Source organism: Quadrisphaera sp. INWT6, assembly GCF_015390235.1.
Classification (GTDB): domain Bacteria; phylum Actinomycetota; class Actinomycetes; order Actinomycetales; family Quadrisphaeraceae; genus Quadrisphaera.
This window is the reverse complement of sequence record NZ_VUOH01000002.1, coordinates 382740-398245: the sequence shown is the minus strand read 5'-3', so window position 1 is coordinate 398245 and position 15506 is coordinate 382740. Positions and strand designations below refer to the sequence as shown.

Below are 15506 nucleotides of genomic sequence, written 5' to 3'. Positions count from 1 at the left end.
TGCCGGTCTCCAGCGCCACGGGCGCCAGGTGCTGTTGCTCCAGCACGTCACCGTAACGGGAGTTCCCGTGCGTCCGGTCCAGGCGCGGCGGGACCGACGGTCGGCGGGGCAGCCCCTGGTCCCCGTAGTGTGGCCGGTCGTGCGCAACGGCTTCGTCAGGGTGGCGGGAGCCACCGGAGTCGCCGCGCTGTTGACACTCCTCCTCTACCGGACGGCCGTCTCCGCCACCACCGCCACCGAGCGCGGCGCCTTCACCGTCTTCTGGTTCGCGGCCCTGATCATGAGCTTCGGGGTCTTCCTGCCCCTCGAGCAGGTGGTCTCGCGCGTGAGGACGCACGGGCCGGTGCCGCGCGCCGCCGTGCTGCGGCCGGCGCTGGTGCTGGCCGCGATCGCCGTCGTCGGTGTCATCGCGGTCTCCCCGCTGCTGGGCCTGGCCGGCTCGGTCCGCCTGTGGGTGGTGACCGCCCTGGTGGTGCTCGCCCTGGTCAGCGCGCTGCAGTACGCGGCGCGGGGGCTCGCCCTGGGCAGCGGACGGATGGACGCCTACGCGGGTGCGCTCGTCGCCGACGCCGGGATCCGCGCCGGGGTGGCGTTCGTCGTCGGCCTGCTCGTGGTGCACCCGCCGGGGGCCGTCTTCGTCGCCTGCGTCGTCGGCAGCGCCCTGGTGGCGCACGCCGGGCTCCTCCTGGTGCTGCAGCGGCCCGGTCCGGACCGCGCTCCCGCCCGCACCGGAGCCCCGGTCACGCCGCAGGCCACCACCCGGGCCGTGCTGGCCCTGCTGGGCGCGAGCCTGGCGGCGCAGGTGCTGCTGAACGCGGCACCGATCGTCGTGGCCCACGAGGGTCTGGGGACCGGGGCGGTCGCCGCGTACGGCGCGGCCTTCACGCTGGCGCGCATCCCGCTGTTCGCCGTCGTCCCGGCGCAGTCGGTGCTGGTGCCGCCGCTGACGCGGATGGTCGCCGAGGGCCGCCTCCACGAGCTCCGCGTGCGGATGGCGCAGCTGGCCGCCGCGGTCGCCGTGCTCGCGGTCGTCGGAGCGGGCCTCGGCTGGCTGCTGTCGGGCATCGCCATGGACCTGTTCACCTCTGGTGAGCTCGAGGTGCCGCGAGCGCTGATGGCCCTGCTCGTGGCCGGCTGCCTCGTCCACGCCGGCCTCGTCATCGGCACCCAGGCCCTGGTGGCCACCGGGCGCGAGCGGCGCGTCCTCGCCTGCTGGCTCACCGGCCTCGCCATCGCCGTGGTGTGCGGTGTGGCGCTGCAGCTCGGCACCGGCCTCGACCTGTCCTGGACGCTCGCCTGGAGCTTCACCGCCGGGTCGGCCGCGGCGTGGCTGCTGTCGGTGCTGGTCCTCGTGCAGCGCCCCCGCAGCGCGGTGCCGTCTCGTCCCTGAGCAGCCCTCGACCCTGTTGGCGCAGTTCACGCCCCATCACCGCAGCTCCTGCCCCATCGGGCGCCGTCATGGGGCGGCAGCTGCGGTGATGGGTCGGAACGGGCGATCGGGACGCGGGCGCACGGCGGATCGACGCCACCCGCGGCCGCCTGAGGTGCCCCGCGGCGCCGGGGTGGCCCCTTCGCCGCGCGCCTGGCCCCTTCGTGGTCGAGGTGGCCCCTTGGCGGATCCCCATGGGGCCACCTCGGCGTTGATGGGGCCACGCCGCTCGGCCCGGGCGGGTGTTCGGATCGGCCATGATCATGGTGGGAAAGTGCTTCGGACGTCCATGATCACGGAGGGGGCGGGCGACAGCCGGTAGCGTTCCCGGGTGGTCCGCCCCTCGCTGCTCCCGCCGCCCGCTCCCGCCGGGAGTGCCCCGCCGGACGTCGTCATGGGGCTCACCTACTACGCGCCCTACGTCTCCGGGCTGACCAACGCCGCGCGCGACGTCGCCGAGGGCCTGGTGCGCCGGGGCCGCTCCGTCACCGTGGTCGCCACCCGCCACGACGACGACCTGCCCGTCGAGGAGGTCGTCAACGGCGTCCGCGTGCTGCGCGCCCCCGTGGTCGCGCGCCTGGGCAAGGGCACCATCGCGCCGCTGCTGCCGGTCTGGCTCGCTGCCGTCGCCAAGGGCGCCGGCGTGGTCAACCTGCACCTGCCGCTGCTGGAGGCCGGGGTGCTCGCCGCCGCGGCCCGCGGCGTGGGGACGCCCGTCGTCCTGACCTACCAGTGCGACGTCGACCTGCCGCCCGGTGCCGCGGGCAGCGTGCAGAAGGTCGTCGTCGACGCGTCCTCGCGGGTGGCCATGGGCGTGGCGACGACGGTCGTCACCACCTCCCTCGACTACGCCGAGCACAGCAGGCTCTACAGCTCGATGCGGACCAAGGTCGAGGGCGTGCCCGCCCCGTGCCACGACAGGTCCGGCGGGCAGCCCCGCTACCGCGACGGCGACGGGTTCCACGTCGGCTTCCTCGGGCGCATCGTCGAGGAGAAGGGCGTCCCGTGGCTGGTCGAGGGCTTCCGCGCCCTCGCCGACCCCGACGCGCGGCTCATCATCGCCGGCGACTTCGCCAAGATCGCCGGCGGCAGCGTCATCGAGCGCGTCCGCGAGGCGATCGGCGGCGACGACAGGATCCGCGTCCTCGGCTTCGTGCCCGACGAGGCGATCCCGGACTTCTACGCCTCCATCGACGCCTTCGCGCTGCCGTCGGTCAACGCCTTCGAGGCCTTCGGCATCGTCCAGGTCGAGGCGATGATGCTCGGCGTCCCCGCGCTGGCCTCCGACCTCCCGGGCGTGCGCGTGCCGGTGGAGAAGGTCGGCCGGGGCCCGGGCGACGGCGTCGTGGTGGCCCGCAAGGACGCCGCCGCGGTCACCCGGGGGCTGGAGCAGCTGCGCGACGCCCACGCCGCGGGCGCCGTCGACCGCGAGGCGCTGGCAGCCCGCGCCCGCGAGCACTACGGCGTGGAGCGCTCCGTCGACGAGTACGAGCGGATCCTCGAGGCCGCCCGCCGCCCGCGGGCGCACTGACGGCGTCCCGGCCGGCCGGTCCGTCCACAGCTCCTGGGCGCTGACCGGACGCTGTCCGCATCCGCGCGACGAGGCCGCCCGGAGCCCCGGGCCCACCGGGTTCCGCCACCACGCCACCGCGCCACCGCGCCACCGCGCCCCGGGTCGGGTGCCCGTTCCCGGCGAACGGGGACGCTGTCCGCCCGGCAGCCGGGCGACTGTGGACGGGTCAGGTGTAGACGCCGATGGCGAAGGTCGCCACCCACGCCACGGCCACGACCTGCAGCACCCGGTCGCTGAGCGCGATGTCCTCCGGGGCGCCCGCGCGGCCGCCGTCGACGTCGACGGCGTAGCGCAGCACCGCCAGCACGAACGGGACGATCGAGATGGCCGACCAGGTCGACCCTCCCGCGGAGACCGCCGCCACCGTGGCCGCGCCGACGCCGTCGGCCACGGCCGCGTCGGCGCGGATCTCGAACGCCCACAGCGCGTAGGCGGTCACCATGACGCTCGCCGCGAGGCTCCACACGAACCGCAGGTAGGTGGGGGTGTACCGCAGCAGCGACGCGCGGGTGGTGCCGCCGGCGGCCTCGGCCAGGCGCATCTCGCTGTAGCGCTTGCCGGCCACCATGAACAGCGAGCCGAACGCCGTGACCAGCAGGAACCACTGCGACAGCGGGATGCCGCTGGCCACGCCGCCCGCGATCGCCCGCAGCAGGAAGCCCGAGGCCACGATGGCGATGTCGAGCACCGGCTCGTGCTTGAGGCGCACGCAGTAGGCCACCTGCACCACGAGGTACACGGCCATGAGCACCACCAGCTGCCACGACGCCAGCGCCGCGAGGGCCAGCGACCCGAGCGCCAGCACCACGGCGGTCGCGGCGGCGGCCGGCACCGGCACCACGCCCGCGGCGATCGGCCGGTTGCGCTTGGTGGGGTGGGCCCGGTCGGCCTCGACGTCGAGGGTGTCGTTCAGCAGGTACACCGCCGAGGCGGCCAGGCAGAAGCTCGCGAACGCCAGGGCGGTGGTGCCGATGACGTCGAGGTCGAACAGGAGGCCCGCCGAGAGCGGCGCGGCCTCCACCAGCACGTTCTTCACCCACTGGCGCGGGCGCATGGTGCGCACCACGCCGAGGGCCGCCGAGCCGGTGCTCCGGCGCACGGGGGAGTCGATGCCGGAGCTCATCGCGCGCCCCCCTCGCTCGTGGACGCTGCGGAGCGGGCGGCCCCGGGACGCAGGACCCTGTCGGCCAGCACCCCCGTCAGGCTGCCCACCAGCACGTCGGTGGGGAAGTGCAGACCCAGCACCAGGCGGGAGGCCCCCATCACGGGCGGGACCACCGGGGCCAGCGGCAGGCGCAGGAGGCGCCCGTACGCCAGGGCCGCCGCCGTCGTCGACGCGGCGTGCGAGCTGGGGAAGCTCAGCCGGCTGGGGGAGGTGGAGCGCACCTCGATCCCCGGGGCGTTCGGCCGCAGCCGCCGCACCACGCGCTTGAGGACGACGGTCGCGGCGTGCGCCCCCAGCACCGAGACCAGGGCCCGCGCCCACTCGCCGCGCCGGTGGCGGTCCAGGAGCCACCCGGCGGCGCCGATGGCCACCCACCCGGCGGCGTGGTCGCCGAAGCGCCCGAGGCCCGCGGCAGAGCCGATGACCCGGGCACCCGTCGTCCTGCTCTGCAGGGCCACGAGGACGGCCGACTCGGCGCGTCGCAGCGAAAGCACGTCCTGGGAGCTCACGTTCCGCGACAGTAGTCGGTACCACGACCCGGTCCGGTGGATCCGCCCAGCGGACGGGTGACGCAACGACCCCCGGGCTCAAGGCCTGGCTCAGACCGCGCAGAGGTCAAGGCGGCCAGCTCCGATGCCGAGGACTACTCCATGCACCGCGCTCCGTCCAGCCCCACGAGCCCGAGCGGTCCGCGCCACGCGCGCGAGGCACGTCAGGCAGCCCGGCACCGCAGCCGCCGCTGGTGGACCCGCCCCGCCGTCCTGCTCGTGGTCGCGGGCACGGTCGCCGGAGGCGCCCAGCTGGGCGGCGGCGAGCAGGCCCAGGCCGCCTCGAGCGACGTGACCCTCACCGGCCACGGCTTCGGCCACGGCCGCGGGCTGTCGCAGTGGGGCTCCTACGGCTACGCCGTCGACAAGGGCTGGAGCTCCGCGCGCATCCTCGACCGCTACTACGGCGGCACCACCGCCGGCACGATCGGCAACGACGAGATCTCCGTGCGCCTCATGGGCCTGGAGGGCGCCCAGACCATCGGGCTGACCTCCGGGGCCGACTTCTTCGTCGAGGGCACGCAGGTGCCCGCCGGCAGCATCGCCAGGTTCACCCGCCAGGGGAGCACCTGGGTGCTCACCACGGCCGCCGGTGGCTGCAGGGCCCCCGAGCCGACCGCCACGCCCACCCCGTCGTCCGACGGCAGCACCGGCTCCACCGGCAGCACGGGACCTGTCGACGTCGGGGGCAGCCCCGCGGTGTGGATCCCCGGCGGCGCCGGTGACGACCGCAGCCGCATGTTCACCGTCTGCAACACCGGCGCGCCCTACCGCGGCAACTTCCGCCCCGTCGTCGAGGCGAACGGCGCCACCCACCTGGTCAACCACGTGCCGCTGGAGCAGTACCTGCGCGGCGTCGTGCCCGCCGAGTCGCCCGCCGCCTGGGGCGACGCCGCCGGCGGCGCCGGCATGGCCGCGCTCGAGGCGCAGGCCGTGGCCGCCCGCTCCTACTCCCGCGCCGAGAACCGCTACAGCTACGCCCAGACCTGCGACACCACCGCCTGCCAGGTGTACGCCGGCGCCGCCAAGGAGGACCGCCGCACCGACACGGCGATCCGCAACACCGCCGGCGTCATCCGCCGCGACGCGAAGGGCGGTGTGGTCCGCACCGAGTTCAGCGCCTCCACGGGGGGCTGGACCGCCGGCGGCCAGTTACCCGCCGTCGAGGACGAGGGCGACGTGCGCTCGCCGCACCACGACTGGAAGGTCGTCGTCGACGGGCCCCGCATCGCGCGGTCGTGGCCGAAGATCGGCACCTTCACCGGCATGCAGGTCACGGCCCGGAACGGCCTCGGCGCCGACGGCGGCCGGGCCACCAAGGTCGTCATCACCGGCACCTCCGGCTCGGTCACCGCCACCGGCAACGAGGTGCGCAGCGCGCTCGGCCTGAAGTCCGACTGGTTCTCCGTGGTCACACCCTCGGGCCAGCAGTGGATGCTGCGCGGCACCGCCGACAGCGGCGACCCCGTCGCCGCGAACACCACCTACGGCGGCCCGAAGGACACGACCCTGTCGTGCGACTTCGACGGCGACGGCCGCGACGGCCTGACCACGTACCGCGACGGCCGCTGGACCAAGACCGACGACACCAGCGGCAGCTCGACGCCGCAGGTCGTCTCCTACGGCGCCTCCTGGATGCTGCCCGTCTGCGGTGACTGGGACGGCGACGGCAAGGACGGCATCGGCGTCTACGAGCCGAAGACCGGCACCTGGTACCTGCGGAACTCCTTCAGCCCCGGCAACCCCGACACCAAGGTCCAGTACGGCTGGAGCGCGGCGCTGCCCGTCGTCGGCGACTGGGACGGCGACGGCCGCGACACCCTCGGCGTCTACGCCGGCGGCACCTGGATGGTCCGCAACAGCAACACCCCGGGCCGCCCCGACGCCACCGTCCAGTACGGCTGGCAGGGCGCCACGCCGGTGAGCGGTGACTGGTCGGACAGCGGTCGCTCTGGTATCGGCGTGTTCTCCGGCGGACGGTGGATGCTCCGTGACACCGTGTCACCGGGCGACCCGCACCGGGACTTCTGGTACGGCGTCCCGGGCGACGCCCCCGTCCCCGGGCGCTGGGCCGCCGGCAACGACGGCGCGGGCATCACGCGGCCCGTCGCATGACCGGGCGCGCCTCCGGCCCGCACCTCCAGCCCGACCGCCGGCTCGAACACCGGACCGGCCTCCAGACCGCCAGCGAGAGCGCCCGCGCGACCCGCGGCGCGACCGACAGCCGGGAGCCCCGCCAGTGACACCAGCAGCGCACACGACCCGCGGAGGCCCCCTCCGGGGCGCCGCCCGCGCCACCGGACCCGGGCGCCGCTGGGTGGTCCGCTGCGGCGTCGTCGCTGTCGTGGCCTCCGGCACCGGCCTGGTGCCCGTCGTGGGGGCGAGCGCCGCCACGGCGCCCGTGAAGCCCACCGCCCAGGTGCTCGACGTGCCGGTCGTCGACGGGGCCGACGGCGCCGCGACGAGCTCCGCGCCGGGCGGTTCGCCGTCGACCAGCGCCCCCTCGGCGAAGCCCTCCGCCACCCCCTCGGGCAAGCCCTCGGCCACCCCGTCGGCCACGCCGTCGGGTCGGCCCAGCACGGCGGCCGTCGCGCCCGCCGTCCCCGGCGCCGACGCGCCCGCCGAGGAGCTCGCCACCGGGCCGGTGCGCACCGAGGACTTCAACATGGTGTCCGTCCAGTGGGACGGCGACCCGGAGGCCGACGTCGCCGTCCAGGTGCGCGTGCGCACCGACGACGGCTGGACCGGCTGGCAGCCCCTCGAGGTCGAGGACTCCGCACCCGACCCGGGCACGGCCGAGGCCCGCGGCGCCAACAGCGGCGGCGCCACCAGCCCCCTGTGGGTCTCCGGCGGGGCCGACGCCGTCGACGTCCGCGTGCAGGTCGAGGGAGAGACCACGACCCCCGACGGCGACCCCGCCGTCAGCGGCGTCCAGGCCAGCCTCATCGACCCCAAGACGGACGCCAGGACGGCTGCGACGTCGGGCACGCCGCTGGCCACCGCCCGGGCCGACACCGGGGACATGCCCGGCGTCATCACCCGCGCCCAGTGGGGCGCCGACGAGTCGCTGCGGCTGTCGAAGTGCACCGCGCCCAGCTACACGACCTCGCCGAAGGTGGCCTTCGTCCACCACACCGCGGGCACCAACACGTACACGAAGGCCGAGTCGGCAGCGATCGTGCGCGGCATCTACTACCAGCACGTCGTGGTCCAGGGCTGGTGCGACATCGGCTACAACTTCCTGGTCGACAAGTACGGCCAGGTCTTCGAGGGCCGCTACGGCGGCATGGACCGCGCGGTGCAGGGCGCCCACGCCGGCGGCTTCAACACCGCCAGCTTCGGGGTCTCGGTGCTCGGCAACTACGAGACCGCCCCCGCCTCCTCGACGATCCTCGACGCGCTGGCCCGGGTCATCTCCTGGAAGTTCGCGAAGACGCAGACCGACCCCACCGGCAAGGCGGTGCTCTACAGCGCCGGCCTCGGCGGCACCAACACCAAGTACCCGGTGGGCACCCCGGTGACCCTGAACACCATCTCCGGGCACCGCGACGTGGGCTCCACCGCCTGCCCCGGCAAGAACCTCTACTCCCAGCTCCCCGCGCTGCGCACCCGCGTCGCCCAGCTGATGGCCGAGAAGGAGTGGGACCTGCGCCAGAGCGCGACGCCGGGCGCCCCCGACGGCACCGCCTACTTCGGCGAGCCGCGCGGCACGACCCTGTCGTGCGACTGGGACGGCGACGGCACCGACGGCATGGCCGTCTACTCCGCCGGCCGCTGGTCGATCCGCCAGACCGTCGGCAACGACGCGGCCGACCTCGAGCTCAGCTACGGCTCCTCCACGATGGTCCCCGTCTGCGGCGACTGGACCGGCTCCGGCAAGGACGGCATCGGCGTCTACGACCCGGCCACGTACACGTGGTGGCTGCGCGACACCGCCAGCCCCGGGGCGCCGGACCACAAGTTCACCTACGGCTTCAAGGGCGTGAGGCCCGTCGTCGGCGACTGGGACGGCCGCGGCCGCTCGGGCATCGGCGTGTACGACGGCTACCGCTGGTGGCTGCGCGGCACGGCGACCCCCGGCTCCGCCGGCGCCGTCTTCTCCTACGGCTGGCCGCAGGCCACCCCCGTGACCGGCGACTGGGACGGCGACGGCCGCGACACCGTCGGCGTCTACGCCACCGGTGCCTGGTGGCTGCGCAACAGCATCACCCCGGGCCAGCCCGACGCCCTGTTCGGGTACGGCGCCTCCACCGACCAGCCCGTGGTGGGCCGCTGGGACACCAGCACCCTCCCCGTCACGGGCTCGTCCGGCACGAGCGGTGCCTCCGGGGCGGGCTCGGGCGGCAGCGAGAGCTCCGCGGGCGACGCCGCGACGTCGACCCAGGCCTCCCGCGGCGACGGCGTCGGCGTCTGGCGCACCTGGCCGTAGCCGCATCCCCGCACCGAGGAGCCCCGCACCACCGAGAGGTGGTGCGGGGCTCCTCGTCCGTCGGGGGAGCGCTCAGGCGTCGAGGAGGGCGAGGTCGGCGTCGACCATCGACCCGACGACGTCGGCGAAGGCCACCGTGGTCGACCAGCCCAGCGCGGTGCGGGCCAGGGACGGGTCTCCGACCAGGTCCGCGGCGTCGTTGGGGCGCCAGAAGGCCGGGTCGCTGCGCACCAGGTGGCGCCACTCGTCGATCCCGGCGCGGGTGAAGGCGGCGGCCACGAAGTCCTCCACCGAGTGCGAGGTCCCCGTGGCGACGACGACGTCGAGCGGCTCGCCGTGGCGCAGGGCGAGCACCATGGCGCGCACCGAGTCGGGCGCCCAGCCCCAGTCGCGCCGGGCCGCGGTGTTGCCGAGCACCAGCTCGTCGGCCCGGCCGCGCGCGATCGCCGCCACCGTCGACGTGATCTTGCGGGTGACGAACTGCGCGGGGCGCCGCGGTGACTCGTGCGGGTAGAGCACGGCGTTCACCGCGAACATCCCGCCCGCCCGGTGCAGCTGCACGAGGTGGTGGGCGTACGCCTTGGCGGCCCCGTACGGGGTCACGGGGACGACGGGCGTCGCCTCGCTCTGGGGGGTCACCCCGGCGCCGGCGTAGACCTCGGCGCTGGAGGCCTGGAGCACCCGCACCGGCTCGCCGCTGGTGCCGGTGACGCCTGCGGCGGCGTGCAGGATCGCTGCCGGCAGCACGGCGTCGAGCAGGGCCGTCTCCACGGGCTGCGACCACGAGCGGGCCACGGAGCTCTCCGCGGCGAGGTTGTAGACCTCGTCGGGGGCCACCTCGCGGACCAGCGCCGCGGCCGCCGACGGGTCGAGCAGGTCGGCGGTGTGCACCACGAGCCGGTCGCCGAGCGCCGCCAGGTGCGGCGGCAGCGGGCCCGTGCCGCGGCGCACGCCGTGCACGAGCGTGCCCTCGGCGGCGAGCAGCTCGGCGAGGTACCCGCCGTCCTGGCCGGAGACGCCGGTGACCAGAGCCGTCCTGCCCGTCAGCGGCACCGGTGGGGCGGCCGGCGCGACGGGGGCCGGCGGATGGAGCTCGCTCACTCGCCCCGCAGCGCCTTCTGCTCGGCCAGGTCGGAGTCGACCATCATCTGCACCAGGTCGGTGAAGCCGACCTTCAGCTCCCAGCCCAGCTGGGTCTTGGCCTTGGTGGGGTCACCGATGAGCAGGTCCACCTCCGCCGGGCGCATGAAGGCGGGGTCCTGGCGCACGTACTTCGTCCAGTCGGTGATGCCGACGTGGTTGAAGGCCACGTCCAGCAGCTCACCGATGGTGTGGGTCTCACCGGTGGCCACGACGTAGTCGTCGGCGGTGTCCTGCTGGAGCATGCGCCACATGGCCTCGACGTAGTCCCCGGCGAAGCCCCAGTCGCGGCGGGCGTCCAGGTTGCCCAGCACCAGCTCCTCCTGCAGGCCCAGGGAGATGCGGGCGACGGCCTGGGTGACCTTGCGGGTGACGAACTCCGGGCCGCGCCGGGGGCTCTCGTGGTTGAACAGGATCCCCGAGGAGGCGTGCATGCCGTAGGACTCGCGGTAGTTGATGGTCATGTAGTGGCCGAAGACCTTGGCCACGCCGTAGGGGGAGCGGGGCCACAGCAGGGTGTCCTCGCGCTGGGGCACGGCCTGGACCTTGCCGTACATCTCCGAGGAGGAGGCCTGGTAGAAGCGGACCTTGTCGGGGGTGTCGCCGCAGTAGAGGCGGACGGCTTCGAGGGCGTTCAGGACGCCCTTGCCGGTGACCTCGGCGGTGAGGTCGGCGTTCTCCCAGGAGTAGGCCACGAAGGAGATGGCGCCGAGGTTGTAGAACTCGTCGGGCTGGGCGGTGTTGAGGGCGCGGATCAGGGAGGACAGGTCCATGAGGTCGCCGGTGAGGACCTTGACGCCGGGGACCTCGCGGGCCAGCAGGGGCAGCTTGGGGTTGTTCTGGCCGCGGACCAGGCCGTAGACCTCGTAGCCCTTGGACAGCAGGAGCTCGGACAGGTAGAGGCCGTCCTGGCCCGTGACTCCGGTGATCAGCGCGCGCTTGGCCATGGGGCGACCCTAGGGGACGGCGTGCGGCAGCGTCTCCGGACCGGATGTGCGACCGTGGTGCCGGGTCCCTCCAGGGCCTCCGGACGAGGGTGCCGTACCCGGACCGCGACAAGACGGCCGCTCCATCGACGTCGTCGACCAGCGGAGGCCCCTCGTGTCCTGGACCGTCCTCGTCCTGTCCGGTGTGCTGGAAGCCGTCTGGGCCACCGCCCTCGGCCGCTCGGAGGGCTTCACGCGCCCCGCGCCCACCGCCGTCTTCGCCGTCGCGCTGGTGCTGAGCATGGCCGGGCTCGCGTTCGCGATGCGGGAGCTGCCCGTCGGCACCTCCTACGCGGTGTGGGTGGGCATCGGCGCGGTCCTGACGGTGGTGTACGCCATGGCCACCGGCACCGAGTCCGTCTCGCTGCTGAAGGTGCTGTTCCTGGCGATGATCGTCGGCGGCGTGGTGGGTCTCAAGGTCGCCCACTGAGCCGCGGGCGGCGGGGCGGCGCCGCTAGCGTGGGAGCCGCCGTCGACCAGGAGCTCCCGTGACCCAGACCTCCCCGCGCCCGACCTCCGCCCCGCCGCTCGCGCGGCGCCTGGACGGCGTCGCCAGCTCGCCCGTGCGCGACCTCCTGGCCCTGGCCTCGCGGCCGGAGGTCGTCAGCTTCGCCGGCGGGCTGCCCGCCCCCGAGCTGTTCGACCTGGACGGCGTCCGCGCCGCCTTCGACGCCGTCCTCTCGGGCCCGCGCGCCCGCCAGCACCTCCAGTACGCCCCCACGGAGGGCGACGCCGACCTGCGCGAGCTCCTGGCGGCGCGGCTCACCGGCCGCGGCCTGCCCACCGGCGCGAGCGACCTGCTGGTCACCACCGGCTCGCAGCAGGCCCTCGCGCTGCTGGCGACGGCGCTGCTCGACCCGGGAGACGTCGTGGCGGTGGAGGAGCCCACCTACCTCGCGGCGCTGCAGGGCTTCGCGCTGGCCGGGGCCCGCGTGGTGCCCGTCGCGAGCGACGACGACGGCGTGGTCCCCGCCGACCTGGCCCGCGTGCTCGAGGAGGAGCGCCCGCGGCTGGTGTACCTGGTCCCCACCTTCGCCAACCCCACCGGGCGCACCCTCAGCGCCGCGCGCCGCGCGGAGGTCGCCGCGCTGGTCGCGGAGCACCCCACCTGGCTGGTCGAGGACGACCCCTACGGCGAGCTCCGCTTCCGGGGCGCCCCGCTGCGCGCGCTGGCAGCCGAGCCCGCCGTGGCGGACCGGGCCGTCTACCTGGGCAGCTTCTCCAAGGTGGGGGTCCCGGGCATGCGCCTGGGGTGGCTGCGGGCCCCCGCTGCCCTGCGGCGGGCGCTCGTGGTGGCCAAGCAGGCGGCCGACCTGCACACCTCCACCGTCGACCAGGCCGCCGCCGCCGCGTACCTCGCCGAGAGCGACCTCGACGCGCACGTCACCCGCCTGTGCTCCGAGTACGGCCGCCGTCGCGACGCGATGCTGGCCGCGCTCCCCGGCGCCCTGCCGGAGGGCTCGAGCTGGAGCGACCCCGACGGCGGCATGTTCGTGTGGGCGCGCCTGCCCGGCGGCACCGACACCGCGGCGCTGCTCGCGGGGGCGCTGGAGCGCGACGTGGCCTTCGTCCCCGGGGCCCCCTTCTTCGCCGGGGCGCCCGACCGCGCCACCCTCCGCCTGTCGTTCACCACCAACCCGCCGGAGCGGATCGCCGAGGGGCTGCGCCGCCTGGCCCCGGCGCTGGGAGCCACCACGACCTGACGCGCACACCCCCCCCCCACCCTCGCGACGATCATGCAGCTGCGCGCCACGACGCCGGCTGCGAGCCGACCCTGCGGCAGAGGACCGCGGCGCGGTGTGGCGCTCAGACGCGTGATCGTCGCGGGGGAGGGGGTGGACGCGCGCAGGGGGGCGGGGCGGGGTGGGGTGGGTCGACGCACGGCCGATGAGTCTCGGACGCCTGGTGGGTCGTTCCCGCGAGAAGTCTGTGGCGCGCTGTCGGACCCCGGCGAGAGGATCCCCGCATGACCCCACCGACGGCGCTGCGGCGCCGGCCGACGGCGCGGAGCAGCCCCGGCTCGACCTGCGCCACGGCACCCAGCGGGTGTTCGCGCACCTGCTGGTGAGCAACGGCGTGGTCGGCGTCATGAACTACACGGTCTGGTTCGCGGTGACGTTCTGGGTGTTCCTGGAGACGAGGTCCGTCTTCGCCACCGGCATGATCTCCGGCATCTTCCTGGTGGCCACGGCCGCCACGGGCATGTGGTTCGGCAGCCTGGTCGACGACCACCGCAAGCAGGTGGTGATGCAGGCCTCCGCGCTCGCCTCGGCGCTGGTCTACGGCGCCTGCCTCGCGCTGTACGTGATCGCCCCCGCGCAGGCCTTCACCGACGTCGGCTCCTGGCAGCTGTGGACCTTCGTCGTGCTGGTGATGCTCGGCGTCATCGCCGGCAACCCGCGCATGATCGCGCTGCCCGTCTGCGTGAGCCTGCTCGTGCCCGCCGACCGCCGCGACCGCGCCAACGGCCTGGTCGGCACCGTCTCCGGGGTGTCGATGCTGGTCACCTCGGTGATCAGCGGGGTGCTCGTCGCGGCCGGGGGCATGCTCTACGTGCTGCTCCTGGCGGTCGCGGTGCTGGTCGCGTCGGTCGCGCACCTGGCGCGGGTGCACGTGCCGGAGGAGCAGCCGGTGCGGGCGACGCCCGTGGACGGCGACGGCGCGGCTCGGGGGGTCGACCTGCGGGGCACGTGGCGCCTCGTGCGCGGCGTCCCGGGGCTGGTGCCGCTCATCCTCTTCAGCTGCTTCAACAACGTCATCGGCGGCGCCTTCATGGCGCTGATGGACGCCTACGGCCTGTCGCTGGTGTCGGTGCAGGTGTGGGGGCTGCTGTGGGGCGGGCTGTCGGCACTGATGATCGTCGGCGGGCTGCTCGTGGCGAAGGTGGGGCTGGGGAGCGCCCCGGTGCGGCTGCTCCTGCTCGCCAACGCCGCCTCCTGGGCGGCCACGATGCTCTTCCCGCTCTCGGCGTCCGTGGTCAGCCTCGTGGCCGCCATGGCGGTGTTCATGCTGCTCATGCCCTTCGCCGAGGCCGCCGAGCAGACGGTCCTGCAGCGCGTCGTCCCCTACGAGCGCCAGGGGCGGGTCTTCGGCTTCGCCCAGAGCGTCGAGCAGGCGGCGTCACCGTTCACCGCGTTCCTCATCGGCCCGGTCACGCAGTTCGCGGTGGTGCCGTTCATGAGCGGTGACGGCGCCGGCGCGGCGGCCGTCGGCAGCTGGTTCGGCACCGGGCAGGCCCGGGCGATCGCGCTGGTGTTCGTGGTCCTCGGGTTCCTGGGCCTGCTCGTGACGCTGCTGGCGCTGGCGAGCCCCCAGTACCGCGCGCTGCGCGACTCCTTCGCGCGCTCCCGCGCCGCGTCCCCGGCCACCGACGGGGCGGCGGTGGGGGAGCCGGTCGCGGTGCCGGCGCCCGACCCGGCGCGGCGCACGGTCAGCAGCGGCAACGGGCCGGGCGCGAGCGCGTAGTCAGCGTCACCCGCACCGGCGGACCTCCCCGTCAGGCCGGGGCGGTGCCCTCCTGGGCCGCCACGCGCTCGGGGTCGGGGGAGCCCGGGCCCAGCAGCACCGCGCTGCCGCCCCCGGCGAGGGCCGCCAGCACGGCGTCGAGGGCCGCGTCGTCGTCGCCCGAGCGGGCGTCCACGAGCACCCGCGCGTCGCTCGGCGGCCCGGTCACGACCAGGCCCGGGGCGCCGACCACGGCGGGCAGCTCGTCGCCGTAGCCCGCCACCACGGCCGCCGCGTCGAGGGCCCCCGGCGGCACCACCTGCGCGCGGAAGGCCAGCGCCCCCAGCGCCTGCACCACGAGGTGGCGGGGCACGCCGGTGCCGGTGCCGCTCGTGGCGCCGGCGAGGCCGGGGGAGCCGTCGGCGACGACGAGCACGTCCGGGGCCGCGCCGCAGTCCTGCACCGCCAGCTCACCACCGACCGCCGCGACCGCGAGCCGCCACGCGACGGTGCGCCAGTGGGCGGGCAGGTCCAGGCGCACGGCGTCGCCGACCTCCACCTCGAGCTCCTCCACGAGCAGGTTCGCCGTCTTCGCCACCCAGTTCTCCAGCACCCGGGCCGACAGCTCCACGCGCTCGCCGTCCGCGCCGTACCAGGTCACGCGCGGGCGGCCGGAGTCCTGGCGGCGCAGGCGGGCGAGCAGCTGGGGGACGGCGACGCGGTCGGAGCTCATCCCCCCGACGGTAGGCGCCGCGCCGCGGCGGGGTTCCAGAGCACCCCGGGCGCGGGTGA

General features: G+C 75.3%; 12 protein-coding genes and 1 riboswitch. Of the genes, 7 read left to right on the top strand and 5 right to left on the bottom strand.

The annotated features are described in order from the left end of the window. The first annotated feature begins 139 nt into the window (after positions 1 to 139). Together F1641_RS06820 and F1641_RS06815 are read left to right on the top strand one after the other, a co-directional pair. Positions 140 to 1390 carry a lipopolysaccharide biosynthesis protein gene (locus F1641_RS06820; protein WP_194903903.1) on the top strand — a complete coding sequence of 417 codons (1251 nt, stop codon included), beginning with the start codon at positions 140 to 142 and terminating at the stop codon, positions 1388 to 1390. A 370-nt stretch (positions 1391 to 1760) separates the two neighbouring features. Next, positions 1761 to 2960 carry a glycosyltransferase family 4 protein gene (locus tag F1641_RS06815; protein ID WP_206690715.1) on the top strand — a complete coding sequence of 400 codons (1200 nt, stop codon included), beginning with the start codon at positions 1761 to 1763 and terminating at the stop codon, positions 2958 to 2960. Between the two features lie 208 nt (positions 2961 to 3168). Here the strand turns inward: F1641_RS06815 and F1641_RS06810 are convergent, their stop codons facing one another. Together F1641_RS06810 and F1641_RS06805 are read right to left on the bottom strand one after the other, a co-directional pair. Then, the gene (locus F1641_RS06810) at positions 3169 to 4125 is read right to left on the bottom strand and encodes a decaprenyl-phosphate phosphoribosyltransferase (RefSeq protein WP_194903901.1); all 957 of its coding nucleotides are present in this window, start codon (positions 4123 to 4125) and stop codon (positions 3169 to 3171) included. Continuing rightward, positions 4122 to 4676 carry a phosphatase PAP2 family protein gene (locus F1641_RS06805; protein ID WP_206690713.1) on the bottom strand — a complete coding sequence of 185 codons (555 nt, stop codon included), beginning with the start codon at positions 4674 to 4676 and terminating at the stop codon, positions 4122 to 4124. The genes F1641_RS06810 and F1641_RS06805 overlap by 4 nt, the downstream gene beginning before the upstream one ends. Before the next feature lie 141 nt (positions 4677 to 4817). Between F1641_RS06805 and F1641_RS06800 the strand changes: the two genes are divergently transcribed. Together F1641_RS06800 and F1641_RS06795 are read left to right on the top strand one after the other, a co-directional pair. Then, positions 4818 to 6830: a SpoIID/LytB domain-containing protein gene (locus F1641_RS06800; protein ID WP_194903899.1), complete on the top strand. Its 2013-nt coding sequence runs from the start codon at positions 4818 to 4820 to the stop codon at positions 6828 to 6830. A gap of 229 nt (positions 6831 to 7059) precedes the next feature. Beyond that, complete coding sequence (locus F1641_RS06795) at positions 7060 to 9144, top strand: N-acetylmuramoyl-L-alanine amidase (protein WP_194903898.1); 2085 nt, start codon at positions 7060 to 7062, stop codon at positions 9142 to 9144. A 72-nt stretch (positions 9145 to 9216) separates the two neighbouring features. Here F1641_RS06795 and F1641_RS06790 read toward each other — a convergent pair whose 3' ends face one another. Both F1641_RS06790 and F1641_RS06785 read right to left on the bottom strand, forming a co-directional pair. Beyond that, positions 9217 to 10245, bottom strand: a complete 1029-nt coding sequence (locus F1641_RS06790; RefSeq protein ID WP_206690711.1) for a GDP-mannose 4,6-dehydratase — start codon at positions 10243 to 10245, stop codon at positions 9217 to 9219. Next, positions 10242 to 11231 carry a GDP-mannose 4,6-dehydratase gene (locus F1641_RS06785; protein WP_194903896.1) on the bottom strand — a complete coding sequence of 330 codons (990 nt, stop codon included), beginning with the start codon at positions 11229 to 11231 and terminating at the stop codon, positions 10242 to 10244. Before F1641_RS06785 ends, F1641_RS06790 begins: the two co-directional genes overlap by 4 nt. 59 nt (positions 11232 to 11290) lie before the next feature. Then, a riboswitch (guanidine-III (ykkC-III) riboswitch) is annotated at positions 11291 to 11355 on the top strand. Between the two features lie 30 nt (positions 11356 to 11385). On the opposite strand from F1641_RS06785, the gene F1641_RS06780 reads away from it, so the two are divergent. The 3 genes from F1641_RS06780 (at position 11386) to F1641_RS06770 (ending at position 14735) form a co-directional block, all read left to right on the top strand. Then, the gene (locus F1641_RS06780) at positions 11386 to 11700 is read left to right on the top strand and encodes a multidrug efflux SMR transporter (protein WP_194903894.1); all 315 of its coding nucleotides are present in this window, start codon (positions 11386 to 11388) and stop codon (positions 11698 to 11700) included. Positions 11701 to 11758: 58 nt separating this feature from the next. Further along, a complete protein-coding gene (locus F1641_RS06775) occupies positions 11759 to 12973 on the top strand; it encodes a PLP-dependent aminotransferase family protein (protein WP_194903892.1) in 1215 nt (404 codons plus the stop codon). Positions 12974 to 13157: 184 nt separating this feature from the next. Then, a complete protein-coding gene (locus tag F1641_RS06770) occupies positions 13158 to 14735 on the top strand; it encodes an MFS transporter (RefSeq protein WP_194903890.1) in 1578 nt (525 codons plus the stop codon). A 31-nt stretch (positions 14736 to 14766) separates the two neighbouring features. Here the strand turns inward: F1641_RS06770 and F1641_RS06765 are convergent, their stop codons facing one another. Then, positions 14767 to 15447: a TIGR03089 family protein gene (locus F1641_RS06765; protein ID WP_194903888.1), complete on the bottom strand. Its 681-nt coding sequence runs from the start codon at positions 15445 to 15447 to the stop codon at positions 14767 to 14769. Positions 15448 to 15506 lie beyond the last annotated feature (59 nt).

Coding starts and splice junctions, on each gene's coding strand:
- F1641_RS06810 (WP_194903901.1), bottom strand. CDS start 4,125: ATGAGCTCCGGCATCGACTCCCCCGTGCGCCGGAGCACCGGCTCGGCG.
- F1641_RS06800 (WP_194903899.1), top strand. CDS start 4,818: ATGCACCGCGCTCCGTCCAGCCCCACGAGCCCGAGCGGTCCGCGCCAC.
- F1641_RS06785 (WP_194903896.1), bottom strand. CDS start 11,231: ATGGCCAAGCGCGCGCTGATCACCGGAGTCACGGGCCAGGACGGCCTC.
- F1641_RS06770 (WP_194903890.1), top strand. CDS start 13,158: ATGAGTCTCGGACGCCTGGTGGGTCGTTCCCGCGAGAAGTCTGTGGCG.
- F1641_RS06765 (WP_194903888.1), bottom strand. CDS start 15,447: ATGAGCTCCGACCGCGTCGCCGTCCCCCAGCTGCTCGCCCGCCTGCGC.